18 protein-coding genes are annotated in these 25,399 nt (G+C 67.9%); 5 read left to right on the top strand and 13 right to left on the bottom strand.

Annotated features, from left to right (window positions below):
- Positions 1–19 precede the first annotated feature (19 nt).
- Entirely contained in the window at positions 20–1,546 is a 1,527-nt protein-coding gene (locus tag SCA01S_RS00600) for an aldehyde dehydrogenase (NADP(+)) (RefSeq protein ID WP_084390689.1), read from the bottom strand.
- Between the two features lie 113 nt (positions 1,547–1,659).
- Between SCA01S_RS00600 and SCA01S_RS00605 the strand changes: the two genes are divergently transcribed.
- Entirely contained in the window at positions 1,660–2,481 is an 822-nt protein-coding gene (locus tag SCA01S_RS00605; protein WP_022674850.1) for a FadR/GntR family transcriptional regulator, read from the top strand.
- Between the two features lie 133 nt (positions 2,482–2,614).
- On the opposite strand, the gene SCA01S_RS00610 is transcribed toward SCA01S_RS00605, so the two are convergent.
- Positions 2,615–3,910 (bottom strand): sugar MFS transporter, encoded by a 1,296-nt coding sequence (locus tag SCA01S_RS00610; protein WP_157088811.1) that lies wholly within the window; start codon positions 3,908–3,910, stop codon positions 2,615–2,617.
- Between the two features lie 192 nt (positions 3,911–4,102).
- Between SCA01S_RS00610 and SCA01S_RS00615 the strand changes: the two genes are divergently transcribed.
- From SCA01S_RS00615 to SCA01S_RS00625, 3 genes are all read left to right on the top strand, one after another.
- On the top strand, positions 4,103–5,239 hold the full coding sequence (locus tag SCA01S_RS00615) for an aldose epimerase family protein (RefSeq protein ID WP_412103042.1): 1,137 nt from the start codon (positions 4,103–4,105) through the stop codon (positions 5,237–5,239).
- A 9-nt stretch (positions 5,240–5,248) separates the two neighbouring features.
- Positions 5,249–7,045 (top strand): IlvD/Edd family dehydratase, encoded by a 1,797-nt coding sequence (locus tag SCA01S_RS00620; protein WP_062781829.1) that lies wholly within the window; start codon positions 5,249–5,251, stop codon positions 7,043–7,045.
- Between the two features lie 84 nt (positions 7,046–7,129).
- Positions 7,130–7,996: an SMP-30/gluconolactonase/LRE family protein gene (locus SCA01S_RS00625; RefSeq protein ID WP_062781832.1), complete on the top strand. Its 867-nt coding sequence runs from the start codon at positions 7,130–7,132 to the stop codon at positions 7,994–7,996.
- 18 nt (positions 7,997–8,014) lie between these two features.
- Here the strand turns inward: SCA01S_RS00625 and SCA01S_RS00630 are convergent, their stop codons facing one another.
- The 11 genes from SCA01S_RS00630 to SCA01S_RS00685 all read right to left on the bottom strand — a co-directional run bounded on the left by SCA01S_RS00630 (position 8,015) and on the right by SCA01S_RS00685 (position 24,246).
- Positions 8,015–8,644 (bottom strand): ParB-like protein, encoded by a 630-nt coding sequence (locus SCA01S_RS00630; RefSeq protein ID WP_084390690.1) that lies wholly within the window; start codon positions 8,642–8,644, stop codon positions 8,015–8,017.
- A 17-nt stretch (positions 8,645–8,661) separates the two neighbouring features.
- Complete coding sequence (locus SCA01S_RS00635; protein ID WP_084390691.1) at positions 8,662–10,278, bottom strand: SulP family inorganic anion transporter; 1,617 nt, start codon at positions 10,276–10,278, stop codon at positions 8,662–8,664.
- Between the two features lie 93 nt (positions 10,279–10,371).
- Positions 10,372–11,715, bottom strand: a complete 1,344-nt coding sequence (locus tag SCA01S_RS00640; RefSeq protein WP_062781835.1) for a cell wall hydrolase — start codon at positions 11,713–11,715, stop codon at positions 10,372–10,374.
- A 15-nt stretch (positions 11,716–11,730) separates the two neighbouring features.
- Positions 11,731–12,984: an outer membrane beta-barrel protein gene (locus SCA01S_RS00645; protein ID WP_062781838.1), complete on the bottom strand. Its 1,254-nt coding sequence runs from the start codon at positions 12,982–12,984 to the stop codon at positions 11,731–11,733.
- 735 nt (positions 12,985–13,719) lie between these two features.
- The gene (locus SCA01S_RS00655) at positions 13,720–15,141 is read right to left on the bottom strand and encodes a glycosyltransferase family 4 protein (RefSeq protein WP_084390693.1); all 1,422 of its coding nucleotides are present in this window, start codon (positions 15,139–15,141) and stop codon (positions 13,720–13,722) included.
- Positions 15,141–16,574: a polysaccharide pyruvyl transferase family protein gene (locus SCA01S_RS00660; protein WP_245652395.1), complete on the bottom strand. Its 1,434-nt coding sequence runs from the start codon at positions 16,572–16,574 to the stop codon at positions 15,141–15,143. Before SCA01S_RS00660 ends, SCA01S_RS00655 begins: the two co-directional genes overlap by 1 nt.
- 152 nt (positions 16,575–16,726) lie before the next feature.
- Positions 16,727–18,130: an efflux transporter outer membrane subunit gene (locus SCA01S_RS00665; RefSeq protein WP_062781843.1), complete on the bottom strand. Its 1,404-nt coding sequence runs from the start codon at positions 18,128–18,130 to the stop codon at positions 16,727–16,729.
- Positions 18,127–21,282 (bottom strand): efflux RND transporter permease subunit, encoded by a 3,156-nt coding sequence (locus SCA01S_RS00670; RefSeq protein ID WP_062781845.1) that lies wholly within the window; start codon positions 21,280–21,282, stop codon positions 18,127–18,129. Before SCA01S_RS00670 ends, SCA01S_RS00665 begins: the two co-directional genes overlap by 4 nt.
- Before the next feature lie 6 nt (positions 21,283–21,288).
- Positions 21,289–22,536, bottom strand: a complete 1,248-nt coding sequence (locus SCA01S_RS00675; protein ID WP_062781848.1) for an efflux RND transporter periplasmic adaptor subunit — start codon at positions 22,534–22,536, stop codon at positions 21,289–21,291.
- 280 nt (positions 22,537–22,816) lie between these two features.
- A complete protein-coding gene (locus tag SCA01S_RS00680; protein ID WP_022677364.1) occupies positions 22,817–23,494 on the bottom strand; it encodes a murein L,D-transpeptidase catalytic domain-containing protein in 678 nt (225 codons plus the stop codon).
- Positions 23,495–23,652: 158 nt separating this feature from the next.
- Positions 23,653–24,246, bottom strand: coding sequence for a nitroreductase family protein (locus tag SCA01S_RS00685; protein ID WP_062781851.1), 594 nt, complete (start codon positions 24,244–24,246; stop codon positions 23,653–23,655).
- A 130-nt stretch (positions 24,247–24,376) separates the two neighbouring features.
- Between SCA01S_RS00685 and SCA01S_RS00690 the strand changes: the two genes are divergently transcribed.
- The gene (locus SCA01S_RS00690) at positions 24,377–25,321 is read left to right on the top strand and encodes a LysR family transcriptional regulator (protein ID WP_084390694.1); all 945 of its coding nucleotides are present in this window, start codon (positions 24,377–24,379) and stop codon (positions 25,319–25,321) included.
- The last annotated feature ends 78 nt before the right edge of the window (positions 25,322–25,399 follow it).

Raw genomic sequence — 25,399 nt, forward strand, 5'->3', positions numbered from 1 at the left:
CTTTCGCGAGAGAAGGGGATCAGAGCGTGAGCGTGCCGTCGATCAGGCGCGGCGCGCCATCGCCGCGTGCGGCATCGGTCAGTTCGGCTGGCAAGACCGCCTGGCTCAGGTTCTGGTAACTGACCGGGCGCAGGAAGCGATCGATCGCCAGGCTGCCGACCGAGGTGGTGCGCGGATCGGACGTGGCCGGGAACGGCCCGCCGTGCACCATGGCATGGCACACTTCGACGCCGGTGGGCCAGCCATTGGCGAGGATGCGGCCGACCTTGCGCTCCAGGATCGGCAGCAATTCGCCTGCCAATGCCTCGTCGGCAGCGTCCATGTGCAGGGTGGCGGTCAGCTGGCCCTCCAGGCCCTTGAGCACCATGGCCAGCTCGGCCGCATCGGCGCAGGTCACCACGATTGAACTGGCGCCGAACACTTCGTGGCCGAGCGCCTTGTCGGCCAGGAAGGCCTGGGCCGTGGTTACGAACAGCGCGGCCTGGCCACAGGGGCCTTCGCCCATCGGGCCGGTCGCCACGGTTTCCACGCCGGGGGCCGTGGCCAGCGCCTTGACCCCGGCTTCATAGGCGGCGTGGATGCCGCTGGTCAGCATGGTCTGCGGCTGGGCCTGGCCCACGCCCTCGCGCGCGGCGGCCAGGAAGGCGTCGAGGCCTTCGCCGGCGATGGCCAGTACCAGGCCGGGGTTGGTGCAGAACTGCCCGGCGCCCATGGTGAGCGAGGCGACGAACGCCTGGCCGAGCGCCGCGCCGCGTGCAGCGAGCGCTGCCGGCATCAGCACGACCGGGTTGATGCTCGACATTTCGGCATAGACCGGGATCGGCACCTCGCGCTGTTGCGCAATGCGGGCCAGCGCCAGGCCGCCCCCGCGCGATCCGGTAAAGCCGACAGCGGCCATGCGCGAATCGGCCACCAGCGCTGCGCCCAGTTCGTTGCCGGGGCCAACGAGATGGCCGAACACGCCTTCGGGCAGGCCGCATGCGGCCACCGCGCGGGCAATCGCACCCGCGACCAGCGCGCCGGTGTCGGGATGGGCCGGGTGGCCCTTGACCACCACCGGGCACCCCGCCGCCAGCGCCGAGGCGGTATCACCCCCGGCGGTAGAGAACGCGAGGGGAAAGTTGGACGCGCCGAACACCGCCACCGGGCCAAGCGGGATCATCCGCAGACGCAGATCGGGGCGGGGCAGGGGCTGGCGATCGGGCAGGGCTGGGTCGATGCGCAACTGCTGCCATGCGCCTGCACGCACCACGCCGGCAAACAGGCGCAACTGGCCCACGGTGCGGCCGCGCTCGCCCTCCAGCCGCGCGCGCGGCAACCCGCTTTCGCGCATGGCGGCCACGATCAGCGGATCGCCGATGGCAAGGATTTCCTCGGCGATGGTTTCCAGGAAGCGGGCGCGCTCTTCGCGGCTCGTGGCGCGATAGATGTCGAACGCCGCTTCGGCCGCGGCACACAGCCGGGCCACATCGTCAAGGCCGTGCACCGCCAGGGCGGGCCCATGGGGCTGCCCGGTGTGGGCGTCGGTCGAGCGGAATTCGGTCATCGGATTCTCCCTATTTACTCCGACATATTCCGCCAGCATGACAAACGCAATAATAGTCGTTTCACCCCGTGTCGCTCCCTGCTACCCACGTTTGACAGGAGGCGATCGAGACAGTGACGCAACGGCAGTTCCCGGACAAATCGCGCAAGGGCAAGGCAATGGAAAGCGCCGCCGACAGCGCGGCGCCGGACAGTGTCGCGGCCGAGGAGCGCGATAGCCCGGCGCGCGGCCCTGGCCGGCGCCTGCATGGGGCCATCGCCCACAAGCTGGGCACGGCGATCCTGTCGGGCCAATACCAGCCAGGCGATATCCTGTCGGGCGAGGTGGCCTTTGCCGAAGAACTCAAAGTGTCGCGCAGCGCCTATCGCGAGGCGATCCAGGTACTGACCGCCAAGGGCCTGGTGGCAAGCCGCCCCAAGGCCGGCACCCGCGTGCTGGAGCGCGACCGCTGGAATCTGCTCGATCCTGAAGTGCTCGCCTGGGCCTTTGCCGGCGAACCCGATCTGCAATTCGTGCGCGATCTGTTCGAACTGCGCGCCGTGGTGGAACCGGCCGCCGCGCGCCTGGCGGCCCAGCGCCGCGACAAGGCCGATCTCAAGGCGATCCGTGATGCCCTTTCGGCGATGCGGCGGCACACGCTGACCAACGATGCCGGCCGCGCGGCTGACCGTGATTTCCACGATGCGGTGCTGCGCGCCAGCCACAATGCCGCGCTCATGGTGCTCTCAGCCAGCATCGGCGCGGCGGTGCACTGGACCACGCGGTTCAAGCAGCGCAGCCGGGAACTGCCACGCAATCCCATTCCCGATCATGCGCGCGTCTATGACGCGATTGCCGAAGGCGATGGCGAGGCAGCCTCCCAGGCGATGGGCGTTCTGGTGCAACTGGCCCTGGAAGACACCGCCAGCGCGATCGAAGCTGCCGTAAACCGCTGATCCTCCCCGGTACGGGGAGGGGGACAAGCCGCAGGCTGGTGGAGGGGAGCTTCCGCCTTGCACGCCGTTTCAGGCGGCCAATCCCCTCCACCACGCTTCGCGCGGTCCCCCTCCCCGTTTCGGGGAGGAGCTATCAGTCTGTTGCCTTGGCCTTGGCGCCCCACAGCGCGTAGAAGATGATGTAAAGTTCGCACGCGGCGGTCAGCAGGAACGAGGTCTGTAGGCCAAAGGCATCGGCCAGCTTGCCCTGCACCACCACCAGCGCGCCGCCGGCAATCGCCATGATCAGCAGGCCCGATGCTTCCTCGGTCAGCGGGCCAAGGCCCTTGATCCCCAGGGTAAAGATCGTGGGGAACATGATCGAGTGGAACAGCCCCACGCTGATCAGCGCCCACATCGCCACGGGCCCGTGGGTAAACACGGTAATCATCATCACCACGAATGCGCCCACGGCAGCCAGGGCCAGCACGGTTTCGGCGCGAACCCTCTGCATGATCGCCCCGCCGGCAAAGCGGCCCACCATCATTCCGCCCCACAGGAACGTCAGATAGCGGCCAGCCTGCTCGTGCGTCAGATTGGCGATGTCACCCTGGCTGACGAAGTTGACGAACAGGTTGGCCACGCCGATTTCGGCGATCAGATAGATGAAGATCGCCGGAATGCCGAACACCAGGTTGCGGTGTGACCACAGCGAGTGGTGCTTGCGTTCTTCTGCAGCCATGCGACTGGTCGCGCTGCCCATGGCGGGCAGGGGATAGCGCGCGATCACCACGGCCAGCACCACCAGCACGGCGGCCACCAGGCCATAGGGCAGGATCACCGAATGCGCATCGGCCAGGCGCTCGGCCGGGGTAAGCACGGTGGTGGCGCTGGCTGTCCCGCTTTTGGAGCGGCCCAGGATCAGATAGGCGCCAAACAGCGGGGCCAGCATCGTGCCGGCCGAGTTGAGCGCCTGCACCAGCGTGAGCCGCGACGATGCGGTTTCGGCCGGGCCGACGACGGCGACATAGGGATTGGCCGCGACTTGCAGCAGGGTGATGCCGCTGGCGATGACAAACAGCATGACCAGCGTGACGCCATAGGACGGGATCGAGGCCGCCACCATCATGCCCAGCGCGCCAGCGGCCATGATCAGCAGGCCGGTAACCATCGCCATCTTGTAGCCGATCTTCTCGATCAGCTTGGCCGAGGGGATCGAGGCGACGAAATAGGCAATGAACCACACGGATTCGATCAGCGTGGTCTGGGTATAGTTGAGGTCGAACACCGCGCGCAGATGCGGCAGCAGGGTGTTGTTGATGACCGTGATGAAGCCCCACATGAAGAACAGCGTGGCCAGGAGCGCCAGCGCGCGGCCATAGCTGGCGCCGGGCGGCAAGCCCTCGCCAGGGGCAGCGGAAGCCGCAGCCGAAGAAGCAACTGGGGGCATGTCCATCCTCTCTCGAAGGGGTGTGTGTGCAACGGCAATGCGCGGCCTCGCCATCCCGTCATGATGCTTGCGAACCGGCTTGCGCTCTTTCTATTTGTCGGACTATATGCGCAGGTACGGCCACGTCAATGGCTGCGCACGTGTTTTCACGTGCCGCCCAGCGGGCAAGAAAGGCCGACCATGGAGACCAGGATGAACACCAAGGCCGCTTCCCTTGCCGCGCTGCTGGCGCTTGCGCCGTTTTCCGGTGCCCATGCTGCCCAGGCAAGCCAGGAGGCGGCAGGTTCGCTGGCCGATGGTCAGAAGGTTGTTGCCGTTACGCTCAAGGCCGCCAATGGCGTTTCGGCCCGCATCCTCAGCTATGGCGCCACGCTGCAGGCGCTGGTCGTGCCCGATCGCGCGGGCAAGCCGGCCGACGTGCTGCTCGGCTATGACGACCTCGCTGGCTATGTCGATCACCCCAACTATTTCGGGGTCACCGTGGGCCGCTATGCCAACCGCATTGCCGGCGGCAAGTTCACGCTCGATGGCAAGGCCTATCAACTGCCGCTCAATGAAAAGGCCGCCAGCCTGCATGGCGGCGGCAAGGGCTTTGACAAGCAGGTGTGGCAAGTGGTTTCGGTGAAATCCGGCGCTGTGGCCAGCGTCGTGCTCAGCCATGTCAGCCCCGATGGCGACGCCGGCTATCCCGGCACGGTCAAGGCCACGGTGACCTATTCGCTGGACGAAGCGGGCAACCTGACGATCGCGTTCGAGGCGACCACCGACAAGCCCACGATCATCAACATGACCAACCACGCCATCTTCAACCTCGCCGGCGAAGGATCGTCGCAGGGCGCGATGGATCATGTGCTGACCATTCCGGCCAAGGCGTTCACCCCAATCGATGCCACGCTGATCCCCACCGGTGAATTGCGCCCGGTGGCCGGCACCGTATTCGATTTCACGCAAGGGCGCCGCGTCGCCGATGGCCTGCGCGATGGGCGCGACCAGCAGATCGTCTATGGCCGTGGCTATGACCACAACTTCGCGCTCGACAAGGGCGTGACGGCGCAGCCGGGCCTTGCCGCGCGGCTGGAAGATCCTGCCTCGGGCCGCGTGCTCGAAGTGCTCACCACCGAGCCAGGCGTGCAGTTCTATGCCGGCAATTTCCTCGATGGCACTCTGGTCGGCAAGCAGGGCCACCTCTATCGCATGGGCGATGGCATCGCGCTGGAACCGCAGAAGTTCCCCGATGCGCCCAACCATCCGTCGTTCGTTTCCGCGCGCGTCGATCCTGGCAAGCCGTATCGGCATGTCATGGTCTATCGCGTTTCCACCTCGCGCTGATAGGCCCTTATGACCGAGCACCAGACCCCGAAGCTGCGCAGCCGCGCCTGGTTCGACAATCCCGACAATATCGACATGACCTCGCTCTATCTGGAGCGGTATCTGAACTTCGGGTTGAGCCTGGAAGAACTGCGCAGCGGCAAGCCGATCATCGGCATCGCCCAGACCGGCAGCGACCTCTCCCCGTGCAACCGCCACCACCTCGTGCTGGCCGAGCGCATCCGCGAGGGCGTGCGCGAGGCGGGCGGGATCGTGCTGGAATTCCCGGTTCACCCGATCCAGGAAACCGGCAAGCGGCCGACGGCGGGGCTCGATCGCAACCTAGCCTATCTTGGCCTGGTCGAGGCGCTCTATGGCTATCCCATCGATGGCGTGGTGCTGACCACTGGTTGCGACAAGACCACGCCGGCGCTGCTGATGGCGGCGGCCACGGTCAACATCCCGGCCATCGCCCTGTCGGTAGGGCCGATGCTCAATGGCTGGCACAAGGGCGAACGCACCGGTTCGGGCACCATCGTGTGGAAGGGCCGCCAGATGATGGCCGCCGGTGAACTTGATGCCGATGGCTTCATCAAGCTCGTCGCCTCCTCGGCGCCGTCCACTGGCTATTGCAACACCATGGGCACGGCCACCACGATGAACTCGCTGGCCGAGGCGCTGGGCATGATGCTGCCTGGTTCGGCGGCGATCCCCGCGCCCTATCGCGATCGCCAGGAATGCGCTTATCGCACCGGCAAGCGCATCGTCGACATGGTGCGCGAAGACCTTAAGCCGTCAGACATTCTGACACTCGATGCATTCCACAACGCAATCGTCGTCAATTCCGCGATTGGCGGATCGACCAACGCGCCGATCCACCTTGCCGCCATCGCCCGCCATGTCGGCGTGGACCTGCCGCTCGATGATTGGCAGCGCCTGGGCCACAAGGTGCCGCTGCTGGTCAACCTGCAACCAGCGGGCGAATACCTGGGCGAGGATTACTACCGCGCCGGTGGCGTTCCGGCCGTGGTTGGCCAGTTGATCGGCCAGGGCCTGATCCGCGAAGGGGCGATGACCGTCAATGGTCGCACCATGGGCGAAAACTGCCGTGGCGTGGCAATCGAGGACGAACGCGTGATCCGCCCGTTCGCCCAGCCGCTGGTGGAAGAAGCCGGGTTCCTGGTGCTCAAGGGCAACCTGTTCGACGCGGCGATCATGAAGACCAGCGTGATCAGCGCGGAATTCCGCGCACGTTATCTGTCCAACCCGGCCGATCCCGAAGCATTCGAAGGCCCCTGCGTGGTGTTCGACGGGCCGGAAGACTATCACCACCGCATCGATGATCCTGCCGTCGGGATCACGCCCGAAACCCTGCTGTTCATGCGCGGCGCCGGGCCGATCGGCTATCCCGGCGCGGCCGAAGTGGTCAACATGCGGCCGCCGTCCTACCTCATCACCGAGGGCGTCAGCGCGCTGCCATGCATTGGTGACGGGCGCCAGTCGGGCACTTCGGGCAGCCCGTCGATCCTCAACGCCAGCCCGGAAGCGGCGGCGATGGGCGGCCTGGCCCTGCTCGAAACCGGCGATCGCGTGCGCATCGATCTGAGGGCCGGCACGGTCAACGTGCTGGTGGCCGACGACGTGCTGGAAGCGCGCCGTGCCGCGCTGGTGGCCAAGGGGGGCTATCCCTATCCCGCCAGCCAGACGCCGTGGCAGGAAATCCAGCGCGCCGTGGTCGGCCAACTCAACACGGGCGCCATTCTTGAGGGTGCGGAAAAGTATCAGCGGATCGCCCAGACCATGGGCCTGCCGCGCGACAATCACTGATCGGAACAGACCAGCGATCGGGGTGGGAAAGGGTGGCGCTTGCCGCGCTTTCCCACCCGGCACGATAGAAAGGACCGGAGCGCGATGGCTTTGTGGCGCAAGATCGACCGCGACGTGGCCGATATCTTGGGCGAGGGCACGCTGTGGTGCCCGCGCGACGGCGCGCTCTATTGGACCGACATTCTCGCCCCCGCGCTCAACCGCATGGATCTGGCTAGCGGCGCCATCGATCGCTGGACCATGCCAGAGCCACTGGGGTGGGTGGCGGCAGCCAAGACGGGCGGCCTGATCGGCGGCTTTCGCGGCGGTGTCGGCTCGATCACCTTTGATCCCGCGTCAGCCATGCCCGTGATCGGGCCGCGCAGTGGGCCAGAGCCGCATCTGCCCGGAAACCGCATGAACGATGGCAAGGCCGATGCCCATGGCGCCATCTGGTGCGGCACGATGGACATGGCCGAAGAGCAGGACAACGGCACGCTCTATCGCCTGGGCAGCGATGGCGCGTTCCAGGTTATCGACACTGGCTATGGCGTGCCCAACGGGCCGGCGTTCTCGCCATGCGGGCAGTGGCTCTATCATGCCGACAGCGCGCGCCGGGTGATCTACCGCTTTGCGCTGACCGACGAAGGCGTTGGCCCGCGCGAGGTGTTCGTGCGCTTTGCCGAAGAAGATGGCTATCCCGATGGCATGATCTGCGATGCGCAGGGTTTCCTGTGGCAGGCGCATTGGGATGGTGGGCGCATCAGCCGCTTTGCCCCCGATGGCCGGCTCGACCGCGCGATTGCCCTGCCGGCGCGGCGTATCACCAACATCGCCTTTGCCGGCGAACGGCATGATCGCATGTTCGTGACCAGCGCGCGCGTTGGCCTTGCCGATCCGGGCGAATATGATGGCGCCCTGTTCGAGGTGGAAAGCGGCGCCACCGGGTTTGCGCCGGGTGTCTACGGCTAACGCAGGTCAGGCGCGTGCCTAATAGCTTTCTACGCCGGCATAGCCGGGCAAGTGCCGCGCGCCGTGGCCACGGGCCAGGTCGATCGCCTCGCGCAGGGCCTGGTCAAACTTGTTGGCCAGCTTGCGCGGGCCGATGTGATCGCGAAAGAAATCGGCCCACAGGAATTCGGCATAGGGCCGCGTCGTCTTGGCATAGCCGCCGGCGCGGCGCACATCGCCGGCCAGCGAGCGCCAGGGATCATCCTCCAGCTTGCCCACGTGATGGGGCAGCGCCTTCCATTCGCGGCGGCGGCCGCGCGCGTCATAGGGGTGCAGCCAGTTGTTGGCGTCGAGAAACGCCAGGAACCGCTTGCGCGGCAGGTGCGCCAGCCGCGCCACCACCGACACCAGCACCTCTTCCACCCCTTCCAGATGCAGCGCCAGGGCCAGGTGATGGTGATCGAGCATCCACAGCTGGTCATCGGGGCCGATCACGGCCGGGATCATGTGCGCGCCCAGGAATTCGCCGGCGGCGCTGGCTTCGTTGCGGCGCGCCCAGTCGCGGCGCTTGCGCTCCACCTCGCGCAGGCCAACGGTCATCTGCGTGGGGCGCAGGTCGGCAATCGCCACGGTCTTGAGAATCGGTTGGATCGGACCGGCCAGCCCCATGACTCACGCTCCATGCTTCACGCCTGCCGCGGCGCAGTCTGCGCCAATGCCACGGCATCGGCAACGCTGAAGGTGGCATCGCGTGCCAGATCACCCAGGCCCGATGCCGCTAGCACCGCGCGCGCGCGATCATGCGTGCGCGCCAGGATCAGGCGTCCGCCGCGCCGTGCCAGCGTGGCGTGCAATTCGCCGATCGCCTCTGCGGCGGTGGTATCGAGATCGTCACTCTCTTCCAGGCTCAAGACCACCACCGGCACGCCCAGCCCTTGCGCGCGGCGCGCCACCAGACCCAGCACGGTTTCGGCATTGGCAAAAAACAGCGGCGCGTTGGGCCGGAAGATCGCCAGCCCGCCCACTGCGCGCGCGGTATCGTGGGCGGCCATGTCGACATAATCGTGGCTGGTGCCCAACTGCCCCAACTGGCTGAGCGAGGGATGGGCCAGGCGATAGAGCAATTGCGCCAGGCTGAGGCCCACGGCCAAGAGCAGGCCATCGAGCACGCCCAGCGTGAGCACGCCGAGCGCGGCAACGGGCGCGGTCCAGCGGTCGCGCCCCACTTTCCACGGCCGCAGCAGCGGCGCGGGCGACAGGGCGTGGGTCAGCGCCGCGACGACCACAGCGGCCAGCACCGGCTGCGGCAGGCGCGCGGTCAGCGGCCCGGCCCATAGTGCCAGGGCAAGCAGGGCCAGCGCGGCAAACACGCCGGCCACGCGGCTGTTGGCGCCGCTGGCGGCATTGGCCGATCCGGCGGAAAAGCCCGCACCCACCGGCACGCCCTGCGCCAGCGCGGCGGCGGCATTGGCCAGGCCCAGCCCGGCCAGCTCGCGATTGGCATCCAGCGTATCGCCGCGCGCCAGGGCCAGGCTGCGCATCGTGCCCCAGCTTTCGGCAAACAGGATCAGTACCAGCGGCGCGGCCAGCGGCACCAGGCGCAGCCATTGCGCCGGATCACCGGGCAGCACTGGCGCGGCGAGCAGCAGGGGGGCGGGGCCGGCCTGCGCTACGCCCAACGCGGCAAAGCCCGGCAGGCTGGCCGCGGCAATGCCCAGGACCAGCACGATCAGCGCGCCAGGCACGCCGGGCCAGCGGCGCAGCAGCAACAGCAGCGCCAGCGCGCCCAGGCCACAGGCGAGCGTGGCGCCGTGCCACTGCCCTGCCTGGCGCAGGATGGTCCAGCCAACCACACCCACGCTGCCTTGCGGCGCGGGCAGCCCGGTCAAGGCCGGCAACTGGCGGATGATGATGGTCAGCGCCAGCCCAAGGGCAAAGCCGCGCAGCACCGGCCGCGCGACAAACCCGGCCAGGCTGCCCAGGCGCGCGGCGGCCAGGGCCAGGAACAGGGCGCCGGCCAGCAGCGTCAGCGCCGTGGCATTGGCCGCCAGCATCGCTGCTCCGGCCTGGCCCGTCGCCAGGCTGGCCAGGCTCGCCGCCAGAATCGCGGCGGAAGACGACGTGGGCGAAACCACGGCAAAGCGGCTGCGCCCGACCAGGGCATAGGCCAGCCCGCCGACCACGGCCGCAATCAGCGCGCGGCCCGGTGCCAGCCCGGCAATCCCGGCATAGGCGACCGCCTCGGGCAGCATGAGCCCGGCCATCGCCAGCCCTGCCAAGGCGTTGCGCGCCAGTCCCGCCATTGCCCACTCTCCTGCCAGCTGCGCCGCCGCGGCCCCCAACGCCTTGTGAAGCCGGGCCGCGCGGCGGGCAAGGGTTGACGACGCCCAGTATGCTCAGCCGCCGCTGGAGAGCAGGGCTTGGCGCTGTCCAGCGGGCGGCAGGCACTGCGCGCGATCGGTGCGCGGGGTGAGGGTGCAATCCCACCAGGCACCTTCGCCGCCGCTGTTGCGATTGCGACGATAGGCAAAGGCCAGCGTATCGAGGCTCCCCGGCGCGCCACGCCAGCCCAGCACGGTGCACCGCGGCCGGTGCCCACAGGCCTCCAGCGCCTGGATGGCATAGCGGCCGGGAAACAGCGCGGCGTCAAAGGTGATGCGGATCGGCGCGCCGTCGAGCGGCGTGTCATCGCCGCCGCCATGCAGCGCCATCAACGCGGCGCGGCCGGGCGCCAGCGCTGCCGCGGGGCCGGCATCGCGCAGAGCGGTACCCGGCAACTGGTTTATAGCAGCCAGGCGGGTGTCGACCGTCACCGCGTCGTCAGTGTCTGTCAGGCCGGCGAGGAGGGTGGGGTCAGCCGCAGCGAGCGTGCCGTCATGCGCTGGAGACAGGGCGGCGAGGCTTGGCTCCACCGGCTCTCCCGCGAGATTGGTGCCGCTCAGCCGAAACGCCGGGCCGGTGCCCCACCAACCCGGCCAGCGATAGAACAGGTGCGCGCCCACTTGCGCCAGCTTGGCCAGCCCGTCGCGCCATTTCGGCACGACGTAATCGGCATGGTAATGCGTTGCCCAGCCCACGCGCGGGTCCTCCGCACCAGCAAGCGCCGCCCCGGCAATGGCGCGTGCGCGCGCCCAGGCGGCAAGACCGGGATGGCGGCGCGCCAGGCTGCCATCGCAGGTGAAGGAAAACTGGCAACCGGTCTGGCGCTGCGATCCCTGGAACACCACGCCGCACACGCTGGCCATGCCGCCGGGGCCGGCAAAGGCGGGATGGCGCGCGCGGTTGAGCACGACCTGCACCACGGCCCGCTCTCCCGAAGGATCATCCCCCGCCTCGTACCAGGCGGCGGCGGCCAGGCAATCTCGTGCCCGTTCCAGTGCTGCGGGCGCTGCCTCGCCCACTGCAAAGGGCGCGGCGGCCACTGGCGCTACCGCAATCGGCACGGCCGCATTGGACGCGCGGGCATCCTGGGCGCTTACGTCCAGCAGCGCAGCCGGATCGGGCAGCGCGGGGGGCGGTGGGCCATGCAGCGCGGCCGGCGCGCCAGCCAGATCGAGGCGCAGCGCGGCATGATCCGGGCCCGGCGCGAAGAGGCGCAACGCCGCCGCCAGCGCCACCAGAAACAGCAAGGCGATGGCCGCCCGCAGCGCGAGTTCGGCGCGCCGCGCTGCGGGATCATCGGCGCCGTCAGGGCCGTGGTGATCGGGCGTCAGATGCGGATCAAGCGGCAGGCTGGCCATCGCGGCGCGACTCTTTCAGAACACGTATTTCAAGGTGATCGTGGCGCGGTTCTGGTCATATTCGCGCGGCTTGGCCACGGGCGCGCTGGTGCGGCCCAGGGCATGGCGCAGCGCCCCTTCCACCATGACATGGGGCGCGGCCTGCCACGTCGCCGCAAGCCCGGCACTGGCATAGCGATCGACCCGCGCCCCGCCGCGGAAGCGGTTGATGGTATAGCTCACGCTGGGGCGCAGGATCAGCGTGCGTAGCAATTCGTGCGCGGCGCCCAGGCTGAACTGCTGCTGCTCGATTCCCGCGACATCGATGATTGGGGAGCGCTGGATCGTCTTGTCGGCGGCGAGCGACACGGTGGTCAGCGGCGTGACGTGCCATTGGACATTGGCATCGTAAGCCAGCCCGGTGATGGTGGGATAGGCCCGGCTGGCAAAGCGCTGGTGCAGATAGCCCAGCGCCACTTGCCCTTCGAGCAGGCGATCCTGGCCAAAGGCAATGCCGGCCATCACGGCATAGCCATGGCCGCGCCGGCTGGGCTGCGTGCGATCTTCATGGGGATAGCGCGTGCTGTTGAGGCGCAGGGCGAGCGATACTGCCACCGCCGAAGAGATCGGGCGGACCAGCTTGGCTCCACCAGCCAGCGCCTGATAGTCGCGCGGGGCAAGCACGATGGTGGTGTTGCCATCGTGCCGGTTGAAATAGTGGAAGCGATCGAACCGCAGGTCGAACGCCAAGCGGGTGGCGCCCACGGCTTGCTCCACGCTGCCGCCCAGGCTTACCTGGCGATAGGCGATCGGCTTGACGCCGAACAGCGTATCGCCGGTGGTGCCGCGCGCCTCGATCCGGCGATCGATCGCGGCGTCAAGATTCACCCGCGTATCGCGCCCGATGTCGATCCGCCCGGCAGCGCCGGCGCCATAGCGATCGGTGCCTTCGGCGCCGTGGCGGGTATAGCGTTCGAACAGACCATCGGCACGCAGCGTGAGGGAATGGCGGTTCCATTGCGATTGCACGGTGACGGCCGGGGCCAGGTTGGCCCCGACATCGGCCACGCGTGGCACGCGGCGGGCATAGAGATCGTCCGTCGCCACTACGCCGAACGCCACCGTGGGCAGGATTCGCAGCGATCCGGCCATGAGCCCGGTGCCCTCCATGCCCGGCCGAATGCGGTTCTCCACGGTTTCGGGGCCGGCGCGGCGCTCTGGCGCGCTTTGCCCCGCGGCGAGCATCGGCCACGACAGCGCCCCGGCGAGCGCACCCCACCGCGCTGCCATTCGTGCCCAGCGCGCCCGGTGCCTCCAACCAGCCGCCGTCCCACGCGCCAGCGCGCCACCCCCCTGTCGCTGCTGTTGCACCATGCCTCCTGCCACCATCGCCATGGCTGTCTGGTATCACCGGGGCGCGTCCCTCGCGGCAGCAATCGCCCCCATTGCCGAGCCACTTGGCCCGACATGGTGGCTGAAACTGCGCGTTGACGATCAAGCGATCCGGTCAAATCCAAGCGATTCAGCGGTCTGGTATGCCGAAGGCGTGGGGCAGATTGCTGCCAAAGCCGGGATAGTCTTCCTCAGGCGTTGTGCGTAGCGCATATGCCTGGGCATTAACGATCGTGCGCAAGCATTCGTTGAGGGCTGCTGTGCCACCCATGGCAGGGTGAACCACCTGCTTGCCCGCTTTGCTCCTGTGCAACTCGTCCGCCTTGGCCGCGCCTTGGCGCTCGCCATGGCCACGCTGATGACCGCCGGCTATGTCACCGGCTGGGCATCGGCCGAGAGTACGGCGATCATGGCCTATGTTTTAGGGCTGCTGATCCTTCTGGCCGTGCCGGACCAGCCGAGTCCGGAATTGCTCGGCGCGCAGGCGGTGTGGATGAGCGTGGCCGAATTCCTGGCTGCCGCGCAATCTGGGCAGATGCAGGTGTGGCGCTGGGCGGTGTCGGTCGCGGCGCTGGCGGTGGTGCTGCTGTCCGTCAAGATCCAGCACTGGCGCAACCTGGCGCGCAGCCATCCCTATTCGCTGCTGCGCGATCTCGAACGGCGTGCGCCGTTGGCCAGTTCGGCCGTGCTCAATGGCCGGGTGCGGCCAGTGCGGCCAAGGCCGGGCCAACCGGCTGATGGTGGCGATGCGTCTGGCCCGTCGGCGGCACGCTGGCGCCGCTCGTCGCACGGCTGACCCTGCGCCTGTGCGTGTTCTGCCACGGACCGGGCGGCGAGCCGTGCGGCATAGAAATCGAGCAGCCGCGCAACCCAGGCATCGGGCGATAGCGCCAGATCATCGGGCAGGGCAAAGGCCGCCTCGCTCATCGTGCGGATGCGGGCATGGTCTTGCGCCAATGCCGCCAGTTGCGCGGCAAAGCCTGATGTGTCGCGCGGGTCGATTGCCAGGCCCGCGCCATGGCGCACCAGATCGCCCGCCAGCAGCGCGGTGGGCGGCAGGATCACCGGAATGCCCGAGCGCGCCGCCTCCATCGCCACCAGTCCATAGGGTTCGGGATAGCGGCTGGGCATCACCAGCAGCCGCGCGCGCTGCGCCACGCGGGCGATCTCTGCCGGGGATAGGCGCCCGCTGAAGCGCGCCTCAGGATGGCGGGCGCGCAGCGTTGCTTCCAGCGCGCCGCTACCCACCAGGCGCAACGGCACTCCGGCGGCGCGGGCGGCGGCGGCGGCCAGGTCTGGCCCCTTGGTTTCCTCCAGCCGGCCAACGAACAGCACTTCGCGGTTGGTTTCGGCAGCGATGCGCGTGGCCGACCATGGCACCACCGGGTTGGGCAGGGCGTGGATCGCCTGCGCGGGAATGCCGGCGCGCATCAGCAGCGGCGCCATGGCGGCATGGATCGCCAGCACCGGCGGCGCATGCGCAGGATCAAACACCCGCGTCTGGATCGCATGGCGCAGCACCCGCAACAGCTTGTGGCTGCGGCTGTGGCGGTCGCAATTGGCGGTGATGCAGGCGCGCGACAGCGGCACCAGCGGGCAGGGCTGCCCGGTGCGCAGATCGGCGAAGGCCCCGTTGGGGCAGGCGAGGAAGAAATCATGCGCGGAAATGACCAGTCGATCGCGCACCGGGGCGAGCGCATGGAACACGGCCGGGGACAGGATCTGCAGCCAGCCGTGCAGGTGATAGACCGTGCGCGGCGTATCATGCTGCGCGATCCAGCGCGCGACCATCTGCGCCGCGCGGCGGTTCCACAAGGCGGCCAGCGCCGCTTCCATCCGGGGGCGGGAAAGCAGCCGTCCCTGGCCCAGCGCAACACATGCGATGCCCGCTGCCGCCAGGCAGCCATCGTCGCCGGCATCGCCAACCAGTAGCGTCACGTCATGCCCCAGCGCGCGGAACGCGTGGGCAGAGGACAGCGCCAGCGCACTGGCGCCGCCCATCGGCCGCGCCAGATCGTTGATCACCACGATACGATCGATCGTCGTCCCGCGCATCAGGCTGGCACCACTGCACTGGCACTTGCCGTTGCGCGCGGGTGCGGCGCTGGGCCCTTGGCAAGGCGAGGCTGCGCTGCATGGGCCAGGCGCCGGGCCAGCCGTGCCACATCGGCGCGGGTGCGGCTGATCAGGCTGGCGAGCGCCGCGCGGTCCACCCCTTCGGCCAGGGCTGCGTGCACGAGGTTGACCATCGCGGCCGCCGTCATCGCCGGGCCATCGACGGCATAGGCGGCACGCCCGGCCAGGGCAAAGAAGCTGGCGAGCTTGTCATCCCAGGTCAGCCCGATGGTGGGCACGGCAAACGAATGGGCGGCGATGCAGGCATGCATGCGGTGGGCGATGACCAGATCGCACCCGGCAACGAACCCCGCCAGATCGGCCGGCGCGGCAAAAGGCGCGGCCATGCTGACACGCCCATGGCCCTGGCGCGGCACACCGCCGCGCCAATCTGCGGCAGCGCGTTCGGCTGTCCAGCGCGGCGCGTTGCGGGCAAGGCAGGCGCGGTCTTCCGGGCTGCCGTTGGTGAACAGGATCACGTGCAGCCCCTGCTGCGCCAGGGCGGTGGCGAGCGCGCCGTACCAGTCGATCACCGCCGCATCGTGCAAGGCGCCAGCAGCCTGCGCCGCTGCGCCGTGATGCTGCCCCACGTGATAGCGCAGCGCCAGTGGATCGGTGATGCACAGCCCCACGCGGCGTTCGCGCGGGGCGCCGGTGGCCGGGGCTGCCTCGGCAGGGGCAGATGGCCCGCGCGGATAGTGCAGGCTGGCGAGCAGGCCAGGATCACCCACCACCTCTGCCGCCACGGCGCCACGGGTTTCCAACTGGCCAGCCCAGGCCAGGCGGCTGGCTTCATCGCGAACGGCGGCATGCGCCAGCGGGCGGCGGGCCAATGCGCGGGCAAACAGCGCCCGCCCGCGCGGCGACCAGTGCGCACTGGCGCCCACGGCATGGACCGCCAGCGGCAACCCACGCCGGGAAACCTCTGCGGCGGCGCTGCGCAGTTTGATCGGGAAATTGAGATCGGCATCGGTCAACAGGTTGCCGCCACCGATCACTACGGCATCGGCCCCGTCCAGGGCGCGGGCGACATGCCGGCGCAGCGCCAGCCGGCTCAACGCCATCAGTGCAACGCCAGCCATCACGCGGCGCAGCGCCGGCGGCACCGCCTCGAGCACGGCCAGCATGCGCCGCCGCCGCCTCGCCGATGCGGCCGACCAGCCATGGCGCCCGGCAATGTCGATCGAATAGACATCGGCCCCGCCCAGCGCATGGGCCAGTTCGCGCTCAAGGCATTCGGCCAGCAGCCCATCGCCCAGGTTGGGGCTGTACTTCACGTTGAGTAGCGCCACGCGCAAGGGCCGCCGCGCTGCCGACATGCTGGCCGGCAGGTCCGCGGCAAGCGGGGCAGGGGAAGCGGATGAGAGCGACATCGCAGGCAGCGTCCTTGGGCCGGAAAACAGCAGGGCACCGGAACGGCCGCGCGCGGCCTTGTCCCGATGCCCTTAGTGTTCCTGTCCTGCTGCGCTGCGGCAAGGATCGATGCAGCCACAACCCGACCGTTACGGACCGATCGGCGCCCCGATCAGGGCGTCAGCCCGCCGCCGAGCACTTCATACAGCGTAACCATGTTGGTCGCCCGCGCCAGCCGCGCGGTGACCAGCGCCTGCCGCGCCGTGTAGGCGGTACGTTCGGCGTCGAGCGGTTCCAGGAACGTGTTGATGCCGTTCTGATAGAGCGACTGGGTGATGCGCGCCGCCTTTTCGGCGTTGGCAAGATTGCTTTCCTGCGCAGCGACCTTGTCATCGATCGTGCCGCGCCGGGCCAGGGCATCGGCCACTTCGCGAAACGCGGTCTGGATCGACTTTTCATAGGCCGCCACCGCCGCATCGCGGCTCGCCTTGGCATAGGCGAGGTTGCCGGCATTGGCGCCGCCATCGAACAGCGTCTGCGTGGCGCTGCCGCTGGCCGACCAGGCAAATGTGCCGCCGTTGAACAGCCCCGACAGGCTGGAACTGGCGAGGCCAAGCAGGCCGGTCAGCGAGATCGACGGGAAGAACGCCGCCCGGGCGGCGCCGATGCGCGCGTTGGCGGCTTTCAGGGTATGCTCTGCCTGAAGCACGTCTGGCCGGCGCAGCAGCACGTCAGAACCCAGGCCCACTGGCAGGCTCGCCAGGGTCTGGCGCCCGTCACCCAGGGTCTTGGGCAACAGCGTTTCGGGCACCGGCGCGCCCACCAGCAGTTCCAGTGCGTTGCGATCCTGCGCCACATAGGTGGTATAGTCCGCCACATCGGCGCGCGCGGTGTCCAGCGCGGTCTGCGCCTGGGCTATGGCCAGCTTGGTGCCCACGCCATTGGCTTCCAGTTGCTGGGTCAACTGCAGGGTCTTGCTGCGCGAGGCGAACGTGGCCTGGGCCACGGCGAGCGCGTCGCGATCGGCGGCCAGGGTCAGCCAGGCCGTGGCGGTTTCCGAAACCACGGTGATCTGGGTGGCCTTGCGCCCTTCGTCGCTGGCCAGATAGGCCTCGAACGCGGCCTTGCTGGTGTTGCGCAGCTTGCCGAACAGATCGACCTGATAGGCCGAAACGTTGCCGCTCACCTCGTAGGTTTCGCTGCGGATCGTGCTGTTGCGCGAGATCGAGGCGCTGGGGCCGGCAGTGACCGTGGGCACCAGCGCGGCACGGTCCACGCGATAGGTCGCGCGCGCCTGCGCCACGGCAGCTACCGCGCTGCGCAGGTCGCGGTTGCTCGACAGCGCCAGGGCAATCGTGTCGCGCAACTGCTGGTCGGTGAAGAACGCCTGCCAGCCGATCGCATCGACGCCGCCGGCGCCATCGGCCAGCGTCGGATAGCTGGCGCCCTGCGGCAGGTTGGGCGCCACCGGCAGTTCGGGGCGCACATACTTCGGCGCCAGGTTGCAGGCGCCAAGCGCCATCACGGCCGCGCCGCACAGCGCGGCCCGGGCGGTTTTCACGATGGGCGCGGTCATGCCTGCGGCTCCTTGTCCATGGCGTGGCTATCGGCCGGGGGCGTGTCCTTGCCGTTCTTGCCGCGAGCGAAGACGCGCTTCACCAGCACGAAGAACAGCGGCACCAGGAAGATCGCCAGCAGCGTGGCCGACAGCATCCCGCCCAGCACACCGGTGCCGATCGCGCGGCGGCCGTTGGCGCCGGCCCCGCTCGCCACCGCGAGCGGAATGACACCGGCGATGAACGCCACCGACGTCATGATGATCGGGCGGAAGCGCAGCCGCGCCGCTTCCAGTGCGGCTTCCATAGGGGCAACACCGCGATGCAGCGCCGCCTCGGCAAATTCCACGATCAGGATCGCGTTCTTGGCCGAAAGCCCGATGGTGGTGAGCAGCGCCACCTGGAAATAGATGTCGTTGTTGAACCCGCGCAGCGTCACGGCGAGCACGGCGCCGATCACGCCGAGCGGAATGACCAGCAGCACCGATACCGGCACCGACCAGCTTTCATAAAGCGCCGCCAGGCACAGGAAGATGAAGAAGATCGACGCGCCATAGAGCAGGCCGGTCTGGCTGCTGGCGGCGCGTTCCTGATACGACAGGCCCGCCCACGCCACGCTGTAGCCGCCATTGAGCTTGCCGGCGAGGTCTTCCATGGTCTGCATGGCCTGGCCCGAACTGATGCCATTGGCCGGATTGCCCACCACTTCCTGCGCCGCGATGCCGTTGAAGCGCGGCAGCACCGGGGCGCCGACGGTCCAGTTGGTCTGGGCAAAGGCGGCAAACGGCGCCATCTGCCCGTCAGAGCCGCGCACATACCACTGGCCCAGGTCCTGCGGCTTGCTGCGATAGGGCGCATCGCCCTGGACGAAGACCTTCTTCACGCGGCCACGGTCGACGAAGTCGTTGACATAGGTGCCGCCCCAGGCGGTCGACAGCGTGGAGTTCACGTCTGCCGGCGCGATCTGGAAGGCGGTGATCGCCTCGTCGTTGAGCGCCACATTGAGCTGCGGCGTATCTTCCAGGCCCTGCAGGCGGGCTTGCGCGACGCGGCCACTGCCATTGGCATCATCGACCAGCTGCTTGCGTGCGGCGGTCAGCGCGGTGCGGCCCTGGCCGGCGCTGTCCTGCAGATACATGTCAAACCCGGCCGAATTGCCCAAGCCGCGAATGGCCGGCGGCGACAGCACGAAGATCTGCGCCTTGTTGCCTAGCTTCTGGGCGAACAGCTTGTTGAGGCGGGCGGAAATGCCCGCAGCGCTGTTGTCGCTGCCGGCGCGCTCGTCCCAGTCCTTGAGCAGGATGAAGCCCTGGCCGGTATTCTGGCCTGAGCCACCCTGGCCACGCCCGGCGATGATGAACACCGCGCGGATATTGTTGCCTTCGGTCTGCTGGATAATATCCTGTGCCTGCTTGGCCACGGCCTGGGTCTGCTCCATGGTGGAGCCGACCGGCAGGGTATAGCTCATCATCAACTGGCCCTGGTCCTCATCGGGCAGGAAGCTGGTGGGCAGGCGGGTATAGAGGAACACCATCGCGCCGATGATCGCCACGAAGGCGAGCATCCACGGCAAGGGGCGGCCCACGATCCCGCCCAGACGGTTCTGATAGCCTTCCTGCAACCGGTCATAGCGACGGTTGAAGCCGGTGAAGAAGCGGCCGTGCGGCTTTTCCTCCGCCTTGAGCAGCGTGGCGCACAGTGCCGGGGTCAGGATCAAAGCGACCAGCACGGAAAGCCCCATCGCCGAAACGATGGTAATCGAGAACTGGCGATAGATCGCACCAGTCGATCCGCCAAAGAAGGCCATGGGGATGAACACGGCGGTCAGCACCAGGGTGATGCCGATCAGCGCCGAAGTGATCTCGCCCATCGACTTGACCGTGGCATCGAGCGGCGAAAGATGCTCCTCGTGCATCACGCGCTCGACGTTTTCGACCACGACGATGGCATCGTCGACCAGCAGGCCGATGGCCAGCACCAGGCCGAACATGGTCAGCGTATTGATGGTATAGCCCAGCAGCGCCAGGATGCCGAAGGTGCCGAGCAGCACCACCGGAACCGCGATCGCCGGGATCAGCGTGGCGCGCCAGTTCTGCAGGAACAGGAACATCACCACCACGACCAGCGCGATCGCTTCGAGCAGGGCCTTGACCACTTCCTCGATCGAGATCTTGACGAAGGTGCTGGAATCGCGCGGATACGAGATCTGGTAGCCTTCGGGCATAGACTTGGCCAGCTCGTCGATCTTGGCCTTGACCAGCTGCGCCGTCTTCATCGCGTTCGCGCCCGAGGCAAGGCTGACCGCGATACCGGTGGCCGCACTGCCGTTGAGCGTGTTGATCGAGGAATAGCTTTCCTGGCCCATCTCCACGCGCGCCACATCGGACAGGCGCACTTCACCGCCATCGGCGCTGGTCTTGAGAATGACCTTCTTGAAATCATCCACCGTCTGCAGGCGAGAACGCGCGGTGACCGTGGCATCGAGGCGCTGGCCTTGCGGCGCGGGCAGGGCGCCCACTTCGCCGGCGGCGACCTGGGTGTTCTGCGCGGTCAGCGCGGCGTTCACGTCGGACGGCATCAGGTTGACCGCGGCAAGCTTGGCCGGATCGAGCCAGATGCGCATGGCATAGGACGAACCATAGACGTCGGCCGAGCCCACGCCTTCGACGCGCGAGAGCGGGTCCTGGATGCGCGTGGTCAGATAGTCGGCGATGTCGGCATTGGTGCTGCGGCCGGTGGTGTCATAAAGCGCCATGACCAAGAGCTGGTCATTCTGCGCCTTGGTCACCGTCACGCCCTGCTGCTGCACCACGGTGGGCAGGCGGCTGGTCGCGCGCGAAATGGCGTTCTGCACCTGCACCTGCGCCGTATCGGGGTTGGTGCCCTTCTCGAACGTGGTGGTGATGTTGGCCGAGCCATTGCTGCTGGTCGAGGTGAAATAGAGCATGCCGTCGATGCCCTTGAGCTGCTGCTCAAGCACCTGCGTCACGCTGTTTTCCACCGCCTGCGCATCAGCCCCGTTGTAGGTGGCGCTGATCGAAACGGTTGGCGGGGCAATGTCGGGGTATTGTTCCACCCCCATGGTGGTGATGGAAAAGGCGCCCGCAGCCATCACCACAATAGCGATGACCCAGGCAAAGATCGGGCGATTGGCAAAGAAGCGCGACAGCATGGAGCGTTACTTTGCCCCCGCGCTGGCCGGGGCGGGGGTGGCATCAGCAGCAGGCGCAGCGGCAGGAGCCGTCGCAGGCGTGCCCTTGACCTTGGCGCCTGGCTTGGCCTTGATCAGCCCTTCGGTGATCACCTTGTCACCGGCGGCCAGGCCGCTGGTCACCAGCCAGTTGTTCCCCACCGGCGTTTCGGCGGTCACGTCGCGGGTTTCCGCCTGGCCCTTGGCGTTGATCACCAGAACCGTGGCCGTGCCACGCGGGGTGCGGCTGACCGCGCCCTGCGGCACCAGAATGCCGTTGGGCACGATGCCCTGGACCAGCCGCGCCTTGACGAAAAGGCCGGGCAGCAGGTCACCCTTGGGATTGGGCACCGTCACGCGCAGAATCACCGTGCCGGTCTGGCTGTTGACATCGACGTCGGCAAAGTTGAGGCGGCCTTCCACCGGCCACTCGGTTCCATCGGCCAGGATCACCTTGACCGGGGCCGATCCATCGGCCGACAGCTTGCCCGACTGCAGCGCGCGGCGCAGCGCCATGTAATCGTTGCTCGATTGCTGGATGTTGACCCACATCGGGTCCAGCTTTTGAATCTTGGCCAGCGCATCGGTCTGGCTGGAGGTGACGAGCGCGCCCTTGGTCACGCTGGACACACCGATGCGGCCGCTGATCGGCGCGAGAATGCGGGTAAAGCCCAGGTTGACCTTGGCGGCCTGCAACGCGCCTTGATAGGCCATGACCTGGCCGCGCGCCTGGTTGTAGGCAGCCAGGGCATCGGCGGCGTCCTGGCGGGAAATGCCGCCCTGGTCAGCCAGCACTTTATAGCGTTCGGCCTTGAGGCGCAGCGATTCCACCGTCGCGCGGGTGGCAGCGAGGTTGCCGGCGGCCTGGCTTGCCGTGGCGGCATAGCTGCGGGAGTCGATCTGGTAGAGCGGCTGGCCGGCGCGCACCATGCTGCCTTCGGTGAACAGGCGGTCCATGATGATGCCGGTCACCTGCGGGCGCACCTCGGCGATCTGGCTGGCCACGGTGCGGCCGGACAGTTCGGTGAACACCGGCACGGCCGTGGGCGTGGCCACGATATAGCCAACCTGCGCGTCTTGCTTGGGCGGGCCTTCCTGGCCCTTGCCGCAACCACCCAGCATCAGCGTGGCACCCAGGGGCAAGGCAGCCAGGGCGAGGGGCGTGAGCGCGCGTGTGGCCGCCAGGCGAAGGGCCGGGAACCGGAAGGAGGGAGCAACCGGAAGACTGTGCAACATTATTTCACCGACATGTATGATTCGCAGGGCCGCGTAGCACAGCCTTGTCGGCCAAAGTGGACGAAAGCCGATTTGGCAACGCCCTGCGACACTTTGTGACAAGTAGCAGCAACCCGCGGGAGAATGTCTGTCGGGATCACAGAAAGGCTTGCGAGGCAAGCATTAACCCACGTTAGAGCCCTTTCGGGTGATCATGGGAACCGATGCGCGTGTGCCGCGTTTTGGTGGGTTGTTCTGGTCGTGGCGCAGGCGGCAATTCGCGGCACCGCCACGCGCTGGCTCAGCGCGCGGCGTAGAGCAGCCGGCCAGGGCCGAGCAGCCCCAGCACACGATCGATATCGGTGTTCGACACGGCAAAGCAGCCCTGGCTGCGGCCGACTCGGCCCTGCATGTTGGCAATGTCGGGGCCAACATAGCTGGCGGCGTGGATCACGATGCCGCGCATCTGCGCGAGATTGTTTTCCGGATCGAGGCCGATCAGCCGGCGCGAACGACCATGCCGCCCGTAATAGGTGTCGCCGGTCAGGAAGCTGCCGCTGCACGATGCTTCCGAACCGTATTCGTTCGAAAGCCGTTCCACCCAGCCTTTGTTGGCCGGATCGGAACCCCGGCCATGGGCCACGAGGTGGGAGGACAAGACCCGGCCGCTGGCCACATCGACCAGTTGGAAGCGCGCCTCCCGCGAGGGGGCGGAGAAATCGACGATGCCGATTACGTCTTGCGCGGCAACATGGTTGCCATGTTCGCGCAGTGCACCAAGAGCGCGGGTCAGCAGAGCCGGGCTGTCTGCCGCGGGCGAGGGGGGAGGAAGCGTGGCTGCGCCGGGGCCAAGGCCGGGTGCCCAGGCACCGTTCGAACCCTGGATAGGCGCAATCGCTTCTGCCGCCGCGCGCGGAAACAGCGCCGAGGCCGCCGATCCGGCAAGTGCGCCAAGGAACTGGCGCCTGCCAAATGTCATGATTGCGAGACCCCGAAACAAACAATTGCGTTATGCTATGGGGGCCAACGTGGCGTCGGTTCCCGCCGCTGCCAAGGGCGCGCCCCGGCCAATGCGACGAAATGTGCTCTACATCCCACTGGCCGTTGCGACAGCGGGAACCGTTTCGCCTTGGCGTATCAGGCGGGCAGGCTGGCGAAGGTTCCGGCAACGGCCACTTCGGCCACCGGCTTGCGCCCGCTCGGCGCTTCGCGTTCCTTGAGGAAATCGGGCAGCTTTTCCGGGCTATCCTGACGGCCGATGGCCACGGCCGCTTCCACGCGCCAGCCTTCGGGCACGCCCAGCACGTCGCGTGCCTTGGCAAAATCGATCCCGGTCATGCCATGGGTGTGATAGCCCAGCGCGGTGGCCTGCAACGCCAGCATGGCCCAGGCCGCGCCAGCGTCAAAGCTGTGGCTGTGGTTGGGATTGGCGGTACCATCGTCCTTGCGCATCGATTCGTCCGACACGATGAACACCAGTGCGCCGGCATCCTTGGCCCAGCCCTGGTTGAACGGGATCAGGATGTCGAGGAACGCGGCCCAGTTGGCATCGCCGGGCACGGCATAGAGAAACCGCCAGGGCTGATAGTTGAATGCCGAAGGCGCCAGGCCCGCTGCCTCGAAGATCACCGCAAGGTCTTCAGCCGGAACGGCGGCGCCGTCAAACGCGCGCGGCGACCAGCGGTCCACGATCAGGGGCAGTACGCGGGGATCGGCAGTGCGGTTGGTCATGGGATCGAATCCTTCTGGGGCAAAAGCGGTGGTGGAATGCGTCGCGTGCTGTCTGGCGGCTTTTGTCCTTTTCTAAAATCCCCATATTTCGGATAAGAATGTTCAGTTTCGTTGAATGGAGTAGCGCGGCATGGATGTGGGCCAGCCCAGCATTGACCAGATCCGCATCTTTCTGGCGGTGGTCGATGAGGGGACGTTCAACGGCGCCGCGCGCCGGCTGGGCCGGGCAATCTCGGTAGTCAGCTATGGCATTGCCAATCTCGAGGCGCAGCTGGGCGTCGTGTTGTTCGACCGCGAGGGATCGCGCAAGCCGCAGCTGACCGATGCCGGCCGGGCCGTGCTGGCCAGCGCGCGCGCCGTGGCCGACGATGTCGATGCGCTGATGGCCCGCGTACGCGGGCACAACCAGGGGCTCGAGGCCGAATTGACCCTGGCGGTGGACGTCATGTTCCCGACCGAGGCCTTGGCCCATCTGTTGCAGGAATTCCTGGTGGCGTTCCCCACCGTCGATCTGCGCCTGCACGTCGAGGCACTCGGGGCCGTGCCCGGGCAACTGCTCGATGGTCAGGCAGACCTGGCGATCACCGGCGCGGTGCTGGTCGATGATCCCGCACTCGATCGCATCGCCATCGGCGCGGTCGAGCTGGTGCCGGTGGCCGCTCCCGGCCATGCGCTGGCAAGGATGAGCGCGGTGGCGCCGGGCGCGGGGCGGCAATATCTCCAGCTCGTCCTCACCGATCGTTCCGCGCTGACCCAGGGACGCGATTTCTCGGTCCTGGCGGCGCGCACCTGGCGGCTGGGCGATCTGGGCGCCAAGCACGCCCTGCTGCGCCAGGGCATCGGCTGGGGCAACATGCCCCGCCATGTCGTGGCCGATGACCTGGCCAGTGGCCGCCTGGTCCACCTGGCCATGCCGGAAGGCGACTGCATCACCTATCCGATCCACGCGCAATGGCGGCGTGACAGCCCGGCCGGGCCGGCGCGCAGCTGGCTGCTGGAACGGCTGCTGGCGCTTGACTGCGCCCGGCAGGCCGGCGCCATCCATGACGGTTTGGTGACGCATAATCCGGCCTAGTGCCGCCAAACTGTCATCAAAACGGCATCAATCTGAAACCGCACGGGGCTAGCCGGCGCGTCGCACCATTCCCCCTTT

This window comes from Novosphingobium capsulatum NBRC 12533, assembly GCF_001598375.1.
Lineage (GTDB): Bacteria > Pseudomonadota > Alphaproteobacteria > Sphingomonadales > Sphingomonadaceae > Novosphingobium > Novosphingobium capsulatum.